9 protein-coding genes are annotated in these 12376 nt (G+C 54.6%); all 9 read right to left on the bottom strand.

Features of this window, described 5'->3' with window-relative positions; translation table 11 throughout:
• Position 1: 1 nt before the first annotated feature.
• The 9 genes from NSS88_RS02570 to rseP all read right to left on the bottom strand — a co-directional run bounded on the left by NSS88_RS02570 (position 2) and on the right by rseP (position 12376).
• On the bottom strand, positions 2-280 hold the full coding sequence (locus NSS88_RS02570) for a DUF503 domain-containing protein (protein WP_033008081.1): 279 nt from the start codon (positions 278-280) through the stop codon (positions 2-4).
• Positions 277-2502 carry a translation initiation factor IF-2 gene (infB, locus tag NSS88_RS02575; protein ID WP_339240422.1) on the bottom strand — a complete coding sequence of 742 codons (2226 nt, stop codon included), beginning with the start codon at positions 2500-2502 and terminating at the stop codon, positions 277-279. The genes NSS88_RS02570 and infB overlap by 4 nt, the downstream gene beginning before the upstream one ends.
• 4 nt (positions 2503-2506) lie before the next feature.
• Positions 2507-2824 (bottom strand): YlxQ family RNA-binding protein, encoded by a 318-nt coding sequence (locus NSS88_RS02580; RefSeq protein WP_033008083.1) that lies wholly within the window; start codon positions 2822-2824, stop codon positions 2507-2509.
• Positions 2821-3105, bottom strand: coding sequence for an RNase P modulator RnpM (gene rnpM, locus NSS88_RS02585; protein ID WP_033016843.1), 285 nt, complete (start codon positions 3103-3105; stop codon positions 2821-2823). The genes NSS88_RS02580 and rnpM overlap by 4 nt, the downstream gene beginning before the upstream one ends.
• 12 nt (positions 3106-3117) lie before the next feature.
• On the bottom strand, positions 3118-4269 hold the full coding sequence (gene nusA, locus NSS88_RS02590) for a transcription termination factor NusA (protein WP_341082907.1): 1152 nt from the start codon (positions 4267-4269) through the stop codon (positions 3118-3120).
• 24 nt (positions 4270-4293) lie between these two features.
• Complete coding sequence (rimP, locus tag NSS88_RS02595; protein ID WP_033008087.1) at positions 4294-4767, bottom strand: ribosome maturation factor RimP; 474 nt, start codon at positions 4765-4767, stop codon at positions 4294-4296.
• A gap of 203 nt (positions 4768-4970) precedes the next feature.
• The gene (locus NSS88_RS02600; protein WP_341082908.1) at positions 4971-9275 is read right to left on the bottom strand and encodes a PolC-type DNA polymerase III; all 4305 of its coding nucleotides are present in this window, start codon (positions 9273-9275) and stop codon (positions 4971-4973) included.
• A 105-nt stretch (positions 9276-9380) separates the two neighbouring features.
• Positions 9381-11084, bottom strand: coding sequence for a proline--tRNA ligase (locus tag NSS88_RS02605; protein ID WP_047818151.1), 1704 nt, complete (start codon positions 11082-11084; stop codon positions 9381-9383).
• Positions 11085-11110: 26 nt separating this feature from the next.
• Entirely contained in the window at positions 11111-12376 is a 1266-nt protein-coding gene (gene rseP / locus NSS88_RS02610; protein ID WP_171697966.1) for an RIP metalloprotease RseP, read from the bottom strand.

Genomic DNA, 12376 nt, shown 5'->3' on the forward strand with positions numbered 1-12376 from the left:
TTTACAACCACTCAAATGATGTGGACGCCCGCTCCAACTCGGGGAACGAATCGATCAAGGCCAAGGCCCGCTCGAGTTCCCGCTCCGCCGCCATTCGGCTCGACGCGATGGCGACAAGGCCGATTTTCGCCCGCTGCCATGCGTCTTGATAATCGAGTTCAGCCACAGAGACGTTGTACTTTTGCCGAATCCTTGTCAGCACCCGCTGCAGGACGGCCCGTTTGTCCTTCAGCGAGCGGGCGTTATAAATGAGACATTCGCATGCGGCAAAGCCGATCATGCCCGAGCCACTTCCTGCATGACGTACGCTTCAATAACGTCCCCTTCTTTAATGTCATTGAAGTTTTTGATCGTCAAGCCGCACTCATATCCTTGCGCCACTTCGCGCACATCGTCTTTATACCGTTTGAGCGAATCGATTTCGCCTTCGTACACGACGATGCCTTGGCGGATGAGGCGCACTTTGCTGTCGCGGGTGATTTTGCCGTCGGTGACATAGCAGCCGGCGATCGTGCCAACTTTGGACACTTTGAACGTTTGCCGCACTTCCGCTTGGCCGATGACTTTCTCTTCGTATTCCGGGTCGAGCATCCCTTTCATCGCCGCTTCAATTTCCTCAATGACGTTGTAAATGATGCGATGGAGGCGGATGTCGACTTTTTCCGATTCAGCGGCGCGCTTCGCATTCGCATCCGGGCGGACGTTAAAGCCAATGACGATAGCGTTCGATGCCGTCGCCAGTGAAATATCCGATTCGGTGATGGCGCCGACCGCCGCATGGATGATTTTCACCCGCACGCCTTCGACATCGATTTTTTGCAAGGCGGCAACCAGCGCCTCAACCGATCCTTGAACATCGGCTTTGACGATCAAGTTCAGCTCTTTCATTTCGCCTTGCTTGATTTGTTCGAACAAATCGTCGAGGCTGACGCGCGTTTTCACGCTCCGCTGCTCCTGCAGCTGCCGCTGCGCCCGCGCTTCCCCGATTTGCCGCGCCTTTTTCTCATCCTCAAACACCATGAAACGGTCGCCGGCTTGCGGCACGTCGTGCAGCCCGGTAATTTCCACCGGCATCGACGGCCCCGCTTCCTTGACGCGCCGCCCGCTGTCATTGACCATCGCCCGCACACGCCCGTACGTCGTGCCGACGACGATCGGATCGCCGACTTTGAGCGTGCCGGCTTGAACGAGCAGCGTCGCCACCGGGCCGCGCCCTTTGTCGAGCTTCGCTTCAATGACCGTTCCGACCGCGCGCCGGTTCGGATTGGCTTTTAATTCTTCCATCTCGCTGACAAGCAAAATCATTTCCAACAGATGATCGAGGCCCTCTTTCGTTTTCGCTGACAGCTTGCAGAAAATCGTATCGCCGCCCCATTCTTCCGGAACGAGGTTGTACTCCATCAACTCTTGCATGACGCGGTCCGGGTTCGCTTCCGGTTTATCCATTTTGTTAATGGCGACGATGATCGGCACGTTTGCCGCCTTGGCATGGTTGATCGCCTCGACCGTCTGCGGCATGACCCCGTCATCAGCCGCGACGACAAGGATGACGATATCGGTCACTTGCGCGCCGCGCGCCCGCATCGTCGTAAACGCTTCATGGCCTGGTGTATCGAGGAACGTAATTTTTTTGTCATTGACGGTGACTTGGTAAGCGCCGATGTGCTGCGTAATGCCGCCCGCTTCTTGCTCGGTCACTTTCGAATGGCGGATCGCATCAAGAAGCGTCGTTTTCCCATGGTCGACGTGCCCCATGATCGTGACAACCGGCGGCCGTTCAACCAGGTCTTCCGGAGCATCGGCAATTTCAATCGCTTCAAAGTTCGTTTCGTCAATGGTCACCTTTTCTTCCACTTCAACGCCGTAGTCGGAGCAGATGAGCTCGATCGCATCTTTGTCCAAGTCTTGGTTGATCGTCGCCATCACGCCAAGCATAAACAGCTTTTTAATAATTTCCGACGGCTCGCGGCCCAATTTTTTCGCCAGCTCGGCCACGGTGAGCGAACCCTCGAACGTAATTTTCTTCGGCAGCTCTTTTTCTTTTTTCGCCGGCTGCGGCACCTGCTTCGCGGCCGGAGCCGCTTGTTTTTTCCCTTTCGCCGGCCCTTTTCCTTTCTTCTTCGCCGCTTGGAACGCTTTCTTTTCTTGCTGCTGCGCCTCCGTTCGTTTTGTTTCTTTCCCTTTCGCCGCCCCTTTTTTCTTGGCCGGCTTGGCCGCTTCTTTTACATCGCCAAAAATTTCCTCATCCGAGAAATCGGCCGTCTTCGCCGGCATCGGCCGCTTCGGCTTGTCGGTTTTCTTTTCCGCTTTCTTTTCATTTTTGGTTTCGGTTTTCTTTTCGGCCTTTGGGCGGTATTGATGGTCAAGCTTTTCGACGACATCGGCCTCGAGCATGGCCATATGATTGTTTACTTCAATGTTCATTTCTTTCAATTTATGAATAACGTCCTTGCTTGGCACGTTCTGTTTTTTCGCATATTCGTACACACGCATTTTTGACATACAGTCACCCCCATAAAGATCGGTCGAGCATCGTTTGCAATTGGCGCGCGAACCCTTCGTCGGTGACGGCGACGACGACGCGGGCGTCTTTGCCGATCGCGCCGCCCAGCACATACCGGTCCGGCACTTTGCAAAGCGGGACGCCATAAAACGCACATTTATCCGTCACTTTTTTTTCCGTGTTGGCCGACGCATCTTCCGAAAGCAACACGAGCCGCGCCCTGCCCCGTTGCACTTCCTTGACGACAAGTCCCTCTCCGGAAACGACTTTTCCGGCCCGCTGCGCCAACCCTAACAGCGATGCCCAGCGGTTCTGTTTCATTGTCCTGCCTGTTTCTCCTTTTTCGCCAAAGCAAGCAGCTCGTCATAGAGCGAGTCGGCGATGTCGGCTTTTAAATGGCGGGCCAAAATGTTTTTCTTTTTCGCCTGTAAAATGCAATCCGGGTCAAGGGTAATATACGCGCCCCGCCCCGCTTTTTTGCCGGTCGGGTCGATCGACACCTCTCCTTCTTTGGAGCGGACGATGCGCACCATTTCCCGCTTTGGCTTCATCTCTCCAGTGACGACGCATTTGCGCAACGGAATTTTCTTTTGCGCTGCCATTTCTATTCCCCCTCACTCGATTTCCGCCGATGCATCGAATGATTGGACGTTCTCATCACTATTTCCATTATCGGCCGCCGCGCCGTTGAAATCAAGCGAAGTGGATGGCGCATACGGATCAATGCCCATGTCCCGCGCCTCGGACTCGCTTTTAATATCGATTTTCCAGCCGGTCAATTTTGCCGCCAGACGGGCATTTTGCCCGCGTTTGCCGATAGCGAGCGACAGCTGGTAGTCCGGAACGATGACGGTCGTCGCCCTTTGCTCTTCATTGACGATGACGCGCAGCACTTTCGCTGGGCTTAACGCATTGGCGACAAACTCCACCGGGTCGGCCGACCAGCGGACGATATCAATTTTTTCCCCGTTCAGCTCGTCGACGATCGCCTGGACGCGCTGCCCTTTTGGCCCGACGCAGGCGCCAACCGGATCGACTTCCGGATTGTCGGAATGGACGGAAATTTTGGAACGATCGCCGGCTTCGCGGGCGATCGACTTGATTTCAACCGTCCCGTCGTAAATTTCCGGCACCTCAAGCTCAAACAGCCGCTTCAGCAAGCCCGGATGAGTGCGGGAGACGAAAATTTGCGGCCCTTTTGTCGTCTTTTCCACTTTCGTAATGTACACTTTCAGCCGATCGTGCGGTTTGTACGTTTCATTCGGCATTTGTTCGTTCGCCGGCAAAAGCGCCTCCGCCTTGCCGAGGCTGACATAGACAAAACGCGGGTCAATGCGCTGGACGATGCCGGTCATAATGTCCTCTTCGCGGTCGACAAATTCGGCGTAGATGATGCTCCGCTCCGCTTCACGCACGCGCTGGGTCACGACTTGTTTCGCTGTTTGCGCAGCGATGCGCCCGAAATCGCGCGGCGTCACTTCCAATTCGACGACATCGCCGATTTGATAGTTCGGATTGATCCGCTGCGCCTCCTCAAGCGAAATTTCAAGACGCGGATCGGTCACCTCTTCGACGACGTCTTTGCGGGCGAGCATGCGGATCGTCCCTGTTTCCATATTTAAATCGACGCGCACGTTTTGCGCTTGGCCGAAATTGCGCTTGTACGCGGAAACGAGCGCCGCTTCAATGGCTTCCATAATCACTTCTTTGCTGATGCCTTTTTCCCGCATCAGATCGGCTAACGCCTCAAGCAACTGCGTGTTCATGAAACGAAAATCCCCCTTTTATCATTAAGAGAAAATGACGGCTAATCTAGCGCTCGCCACTTTTTCATACGGAATGGCGACCGTTTTTTGCCGCCCGCGGTCTTTGACCGACAGCGTCACGGTCGTCCCGTCAAAAGCGGTCAATTCCCCTTCAAACTGCTTTTCTCCTGCAATCGGCTCGTATGTTTTGATATATACATTTTTCCCAATTGCTCTTACAAAATCTTTTTCATTTTTTAACGGCCGCTCCGCTCCCGGCGATGACACTTCTAAAAAATAGTTGTGCGGAATCGGGTCGACCTCGTCGAGCTTTTCGCTTAGCCTTTCACTGACGACGCCGCACTGTTCAATGTCCACGCCGGTGTCTGAATCAATAAAGACGCGCAAAAACCAGTTTTTTCCTTCTTTCACATACTCGATGTCCACCAGCTCGAGCCCCATTTCGTCCAAAATCGGCGCGACAAGCTGTTCAACCGTTTCTGTCACTTTTTTGCTCATCGTGTTCCTCCTTACTGGGCAAGGCTGCATGCTGCATAATGAGAAAATCCCCTGCACAAGGCGGGAATGAACGAAAGACGGAAAGACCGATGCTCATTCAAGACGAAAGAGTGGGTTTCCCCACTCTTTGTTTGCCATTATCTTTGCCAATTCCACTAAAACTATAACACATTGGGAAATATATTGCAACGAAAAACCGTCCGTCAGAACAAGGACAGCTGGTTATGATCCGGAAGCGAGTCGAGGCAGCCGCGGCTTTCGAGATACTCAAGCAGCGTTTTCGACACTTTGCCGCGCTGCTGCAAATCTTCTTTTGACAAAAACTCCCCTTCTTCGCGGGCGCGCACAATGTTTTGCGCCACGTTCGTCCCGAGCCCCGGGATGGCGTTAAACGGCGGAATAAGCGAGTTGCCGTCAATGACAAATTCGGTCGCCTGCGAGCGGTACAAGTCGATATTTTTAAAGGAAAAGCCGCGCTCGCACATTTCCAGCGCCACTTCCAGCACCGTGAGCAAGCTTTTCTCTTTCGCCGTCGCCTGAATGCCTTTGGCGTTGATTTCCTCAATCCGCTTGCGAATGGCGGCTGATCCTTTGATCATGGCATCAAGGTCAAAGTCCTCCGCCCGCACCGTAAAGTACGACGCGTAATACAAAAGCGGATGGTGCACCTTAAAGTAGGCGATGCGCACCGCCATCAACACGTAGGCCGCCGCGTGCGCTTTCGGGAACATGTATTTGATTTTTTTGCACGAGTCGATGTACCATTCCGGCACGTTATGCTTGCGCATCTCCGCCTCAAATTCCGGCGTCAATCCTTTCCCTTTGCGCACCGATTCCATAATTTTAAACGCCAGCGACGGCTCAAGCCCGCGGTAAATGAGATAGACCATAATGTCGTCGCGGCAGCCGATCACCTCAGAAAGCGTGCACGTGCCATTTTGAATGAGTTCTTGCGCGTTGCCAAGCCATACATCGGTGCCGTGCGACAAACCGGAAATTTGCACGAGCTCGGAAAATGTTTTCGGCTTCGTTTCTTCGAGCATTTGCCGGACAAAGCGCGTGCCGAATTCCGGGATGCCGATCGTGCCGACGTTGCACATAATTTGCTCCGGCGTAACGCCAAGCGGCTCGGTGCTGCTGAAAATGCCCATCACGTCCGGGTCGTCGGTCGGGATCGTTTTCGGATCGATGCCGCTTAAATCTTGCAGCATGCGGATGACCGTCGGATCGTCGTGCCCAAGAATATCGAGCTTCAATAAATTGTCATGAATCGAGTGGAAGTCAAAATGGGTCGTCCGCCATTCCGATGACGTATCATCGGCTGGATATTGGATCGGCGTAAAGTCGTAAATTTCCATATAATCGGGAACGACGATAATGCCTCCAGGGTGCTGCCCAGTCGTCCGCTTCACTCCGGTGCAGCCGGCCGCCAGACGGTCGATTTCCGTGCTGCGCAGCTCTAAGTTATGGTCGCTCGCATAGCCTTTCACAAACCCGTACGCCGTTTTGTCGGCGACCGTGCCGATCGTTCCGGCGCGGTAGACGTTGTCTTCGCCAAACAGCACTTTCGTATAGTTGTGGGCGCGCGGCTGGTACTCGCCGGAGAAGTTCAAATCGATATCCGGCACTTTGTCGCCTTTAAAGCCAAGGAACGTCTCAAACGGGATGTCATGCCCGTCTTTTTTGTATTTCGTCCCGCATTGCGGGCAGTTTTGATCCGGCAAGTCAAAGCCCGACCCGACCGAACCGTCATTAAAAAACTCGGAATGTTTGCAGTTCGGGCAGACGTAATGCGGCGGCAGCGGGTTCACCTCGGTAATTTCCGTCATCGTCGCGACAAACGATGAGCCGACCGAGCCGCGCGACCCGACAAGGTAGCCGTCATCGAGCGACTTTTTGACGAGCTTATGCGAAATTAAGTAAATGACGGCAAATCCGTGGCCGATAATGCTCTTCAGCTCTTTTTCAAGCCGCTCCTCAACAAGTTTCGGCAGCGGGTCTCCGTAAATTTCTTTCGCCCGCCGGTAGCTCATTTCCTTGATTTCCTCGTCCGCCCCTTCGATGCGCGGCGTGTACAGCTCATCCTTGATCGGCTTCACTTCACCGATTAACGAAGCGATTTTTTGTGTGTTGTCGACGACGATTTCTTTCGCTTTTTCCGGCCCTAAAAACGAGAAGCAATCCAGCATTTCGTTCGTCGTGCGGAAATACACATCCGGCAGCTCATGCCGGTTGAGCGGGTTCGCCCCGCCTTGCGAATGGATTAAAATTTTCCGGTAAATTTTGTCCTCCGGATTTAAATAATGGACGTTGCCGGTGGCGACGACCGGAATGTTGAGCTTTTCGCCAAGGGCGACGATGCTGCGGATGATGTTTTGGATCATCTCTTCATCTTTGACGTAATCCATTTCAATGAGCGGCTTGTACACCTCGGGCGGATGCACCTCAAGAAAATCGTAAAAGCGGGCGATGTCTTCGACTTCCTCCGGCGCCTTTTGGATCAAGTTGTCAAACAGCTCGCCTTTGTCGCAGCCCGAGCCAACGAGCAGCCCTTCACGATGCTTGACCAGCACGGAGCGCGGGATGCGCGGCACGCGGTGAAAATAATCGATGTGCGACAGCGAGACGAGCTTGAACAAGTTTTTCAGCCCGATGTCGTTTTGCGCCAACAGCGTCGCATGGAACGGGCGCGCCAGGCGGTACGACGCATCGCTGTGCGTGCGGCTGTTTAATTCGTCATGAAACAGTATGCTGCGCTCTTCCGCTTCCTTCAATAGCCGCATAAGCAAATGCCCGGTTGCCTCCGCGTCGTAGATGGCGCGGTGGTGCTGGGTCAGTTCAATGTCGAACTTTTTGCAAAGCGTGTTCAGCCGGTGGTTTTTCAAATCCGGATACAAAAAGCGGGCGAGTTCAAGCGTGTCAATGACCGGATTGGTGAGCTTGCCGCGTCCCATGCGGGCGAGGCCTGCGTTTAAAAACCCGATGTCAAAGCTGGCGTTATGGGCCACAAGCGTCGCATCGCCAATCCAGTCAACAAAACGGGCCAGCACCTCATCCGGCTGCGGAGCGTCTTTCACCATTTCGTCCGTGATTCCGGTCAATTCCATCGTCGTCACGGACAGCGGATGTCCCGGATTGGCAAAGGACATAAACCGGTCGATGATCTCGCCGTCTTTGATTTTGACGGCCGCCAGCTCAATGATCGTATTGTACACAGCCGACAGCCCGGTCGTTTCAACGTCAAAGACGACGTATGTCTCCTCCGAAAGACGGCGGTGCGTTTCATTGTAGGCAATCGGCACGCCATCGTCGACGATGTACGCCTCAAGGCCGTAAATGACCTTCATGCCGTATTTTTTCGCCGCGCTGTAGGCCTCCGGAAACGACTGAACAACGGCATGGTCGGTGACGGCGATCGCCGGATGACCCCATTTTTTCGCTTGTTCGATGAGTTTTGTCACCGAGGTAACCGCGTCCATTTGGCTCATCGGGGTATGCAAATGGAGCTCGACCCTCTTTTCCCCTTCGGGCGCTGTATCTTGCCGTTCGTTTGCAGCGATTTCGTTCAAATCGTTGGCGATGATGACCAAATCGCGGACGAATGTGTCGTTTTGCACGCTGCCGCGCACTTTCACCCACATGCCTTTTTTGACGCCGCTCATGAGCTCGGCGTCCTCTTTGTCGCGCGAGAACATTTTGACTAAAATCGAGTTCGTGTAATCGGTGATTTTCATGGTCAACAGCGTGCGGCCGCTTTTGAGCTCGCTCACCTCAGCGTCAAACACATACCCTTGCACCACAACGCGCCGTTCTTCCTCAACGATCGTCTCAAGCGGACGCACTGGCTCCTCGTCGCGGATCGGGTAGCCGATGACGAGCGGGCCGGATGGAGAAGCCGCTGCTGCCTTTTCCTCTTCTTTTGCCATATCGGTCAGCACCGCCAACGCCCGCTCTTCATCTTCTTGCTGCTTTTGCGCCAAAAACTGCTCCATTTCCTGCTCAGCCGGTTGCACGTCGACTTCCAGCTGAAGCGGCGGAAAACCGAACGACGCGTAAATCGCGGCGATTTTTTGCGCAAACCGCCGTTTGACGGCCAGCGCCTCCGCCTCGTGGCGGGCGGTGACAACGAGCTTGTTCCCTTTCACCGCCGGCGTCTGCCGGCTCAGCAAATCGACAAGCGGCGAGACGCCTTCTTGTAGCTCGGCGAGGCAAAGCGGCCAGTACGCCCGCACATCGTCTTCCGTTACTCGCGGCGATTCGACATCAATCGTATACCGGATGGCAGCGATATGGCGGAAAGCAGCCGCCAAGCGGTCCGTAAACGATTTGTACACCTCGGCCGGCAGCACGTTGGCGAACTGAAAATAGAAATGCCAGCTTTTTTCTTCTTTATCAATCACGACTTTGCGAATGAACGCATCACGGAAATACGGCATCCATTCATCCGACGTCATCTTCAGTTGCTCAAGCAAAACGAAAAACCGCTCTTTTTGTTCTTTCGTGGCCATGATTTCCCCTCTCAACGAAATCGTTTCTCTTTCTAATCATACCATACAAACGCCAAAAAGCGCCGACGGAAAAGAAACTCGTTCTTTTTCGCCGGCGCCGTTCGTTCACCCTTGCAAGAGGCGGCGCACCGTATCGGTCAATTCGCCCACCGGCACGTCAAACGTCTCGCCTGTTTTTCGCACTTTCACTTCGACGATGCCTTCGCCCGCCCGCTTGCCGACGGTGACGCGAACCGGAATGCCGATCAAATCGCTGTCGGCAAACTTGACTCCGGCCCGCTCCGGGCGGTCATCATATAACACTTCAAATCCTGCCTGTCCCAATTTTTCGTACCATTCCTCCGCCAACGCTCGCTGCTCGTCGCTTTTCGCGTTCGCTGTCAGCAAATGGATATGAAACGGCGCCACCGAAGCCGGCCAGACGAGCCCGTTTTCATCGGCAAACTGCTCGGCAATCGCCGCCACCAGCCTGGAGACGCCGATGCCGTAGCAGCCCATGATCATCGTCTTCGTTTGGCCGTTTTCATCCAAGTACACGGCGTTCATTGCCTCGCTGTATTTCGTGCCAAGCTTGAACACGTGCCCGACTTCAATGCCGCGAGCGAAGCGGATCGTCCCTTTGCCGTCCGGAGACGGGTCGCCCTCTTGGACAAAGCGCAAGTCGGCGTATTGACTGACGGCAAAATCGCGGTCCGGGTTGACGCCGATGTAATGGTAGCCTTCCTCATTCGCGCCGCAAACACCGTTGACGATGGCAGCAACAGCGTGGTCCGCGATCACCATGACCGCTTCGCTGACACCGATCGGACCGAGCGAGCCGACCGGCGCCCCCATCACCCGTTCTGTTTCTTCCGGCGTCGCCAGCTCCACGACGGTGGCGTCGAGCACATTTTTCACTTTCACCTCGTTCGCCTCGTGGTCGCCGCGGACAAGAACAAGCACGTACCGGCCATCGACATTGAACAAAAGCGACTTGATGCAGCGCTCCGGCGAAACTTGTAAGTAGGAAGCGACTTCATCAATCGTTTTTTGCCCCGGTGTCGCCACTTTTTTCAATTCAGCCGGCGGCTCGCTGCTTTTCTCGTACGTGGTCACAACCGGCGCCATTTCAATGTTGGCGGCATAGTCGGACGCGTCGGAATAGGCGATCGTATCTTCGCCAATGTCCGAGAGCACCATGAACTCGTGCGTATCTTTGCCGCCGATCGCCCCCGAATCCGCGATGACGGCACGGAAGTTTAAGCCGCAGCGGCGGAAAATATTCGAATAGGCGTTATACATGTCGTTGTACGTTTCATCCAAACTTTCTTTTGACGTATGGAACGAATAGGCGTCTTTCATCATGAATTCACGGCCGCGCAGCAGTCCGAAGCGCGGGCGCTTTTCATCGCGGAATTTCGTTTGGATTTGGTACAACACAAGCGGCAGCCGCTTGTACGTTTTCACTTCATCGCGGACGATCGCCGTGATCATTTCCTCATGCGTCGGCCCAAGGGCGAAATCGCGCTCGTGCCGGTCTTTTAAGCGCATCAACTCCGGTCCGTACGAATACCAACGGCCGGACTGCTGCCAAAGCTCGGCCGGCTGCAGCGCCGGCATCAGCAGTTCCATGCCGCCGATGCGGTTCATCTCCTCACGGATGATCGCTTCAATCTTTTGCAGCACGCGTTGCCCGAGCGGCAAAAACGTGTAGACTCCGCTCGCGCTCTGGCGGATGAAGCCGGCCCGCAGCAGCAGCTGATGGCTTTTCACTTCCGCGTCCGCCGGCACTTCGCGCAATGTCGGAATAAACGCTTGACTTTGTCTCATTCACAGCCACCTCATTCTCTCTCTCTTTATAGGAAAAATTTTTGAATGTCGTTCCATGTGACGACAAGCATCAGCAACATAAGCAAGGCGAAACCGATAAAATGGACCATTCCTTCTTTTTGCCGGTCGACCGGCTTGCCGCGCACGGCTTCAATGGCGAAAAAGAGGAGCCGCCCGCCGTCTAGCGCCGGCAATGGCAACAAGTTGACAATCCCGAGGTTGATGCTTAAAATCGCTCCCCATTTCATCAAGTAGTAGATCCCGGACTCCGCCACCTTGCCAGTCGATACAGCGATGCCGACCGGGCCTGACAGCATGTCAAGCTGAAACTGGCCGGTGATCAATTGAACGAGCCCTGTTGCAATTTCCCTCGTCCAGTAATACGTCTCGACCAGCCCTTGCTTTACGGAGCCGAACACCGATTTTTCCATCGGCTGATAGACGCCGATTAAGCCGATCGTCTCCCCTTGAATCGTTTTCGCTTCCGGGGTGACGGTCACGCTCATGTCTTTCCCGTTCCGCTCAATTTGAAACTCCAGCGGCTCCTCTGGATGAGCGCGAATCGTGTTGACGATTTCCGTCCACGTTTCCATCCGTTCGCCGTTGATGGCGATGACCTCATCCCCTTGCTTCAACCCCGCCGCGCGCGCCGCTCCATCCGGCGTCAGCTCGCCGATGACCGGCTTATCGACCGGGTAGCCTTGCAAAAGGCCGATGATGATAAAGACGAGGACGGCCAATAGAAAGTTGGCGAGCGGGCCGGCCAAAATCGTCATCGTCCGCTGCCCGAGCGTTTTTGCCGCAAATTGGCGGTGGTACGGGGCGATTTGAATTTCTTGGCGGTCGACGACAAAAAACGCCGGTTCTTTCACCGCAAACCGCTCCAGCCGCTCGCCGTCGGCATAGCCGGTGACATACATGCCATGCTCCAAATCAGCGTCTTCCACCTCAACGACCCGAATGTTCGGATAATCGTCCTTATGGTTGAGGACGATTTTTTCCACCCGTCCTTCACTGTCAAGCAAAAGACCGACGACTTGCCCGCGCTTCAGCTCGATCGTTTCCGGGTCTTCGCCGGCCATGCGGACGAAACCGCCAAGCGGCAAAAGCCGGATCGTATACACCGTTTCGCTTTTCTTAAACGAAAACACTTTCGGTCCGAACCCGATGGCAAACTCGCGGCACAAAATGCCGGCCCGTTTGGCCAGCAGCAAATGCCCGAGCTCGTGAAAAAAGACGAGAGCGCCGAAGACAACAATAAACGAAATAATCGATTCCAACGTTTCAACCAC

Source organism: Geobacillus sp. FSL W8-1251 (assembly GCF_038005945.1).
Taxonomy (GTDB): domain Bacteria; phylum Bacillota; class Bacilli; order Bacillales; family Anoxybacillaceae; genus Geobacillus; species Geobacillus stearothermophilus.

Coding starts and splice junctions, on each gene's coding strand:
- rimP (WP_033008087.1), bottom strand. CDS start 4,767: ATGAGCAAAAAAGTGACAGAAACGGTTGAACAGCTTGTCGCGCCGATT.
- NSS88_RS02570 (WP_033008081.1), bottom strand. CDS start 280: ATGATCGGCTTTGCCGCATGCGAATGTCTCATTTATAACGCCCGCTCG.
- NSS88_RS02600 (WP_341082908.1), bottom strand. CDS start 9,275: ATGGCCACGAAAGAACAAAAAGAGCGGTTTTTCGTTTTGCTTGAGCAA.
- rnpM (WP_033016843.1), bottom strand. CDS start 3,105: ATGGCAGCGCAAAAGAAAATTCCGTTGCGCAAATGCGTCGTCACTGGA.
- infB (WP_339240422.1), bottom strand. CDS start 2,502: ATGTCAAAAATGCGTGTGTACGAATATGCGAAAAAACAGAACGTGCCA.
- nusA (WP_341082907.1), bottom strand. CDS start 4,269: ATGAACACGCAGTTGCTTGAGGCGTTAGCCGATCTGATGCGGGAAAAA.
- NSS88_RS02580 (WP_033008083.1), bottom strand. CDS start 2,824: ATGAAACAGAACCGCTGGGCATCGCTGTTAGGGTTGGCGCAGCGGGCC.
- NSS88_RS02605 (WP_047818151.1), bottom strand. CDS start 11,084: ATGAGACAAAGTCAAGCGTTTATTCCGACATTGCGCGAAGTGCCGGCG.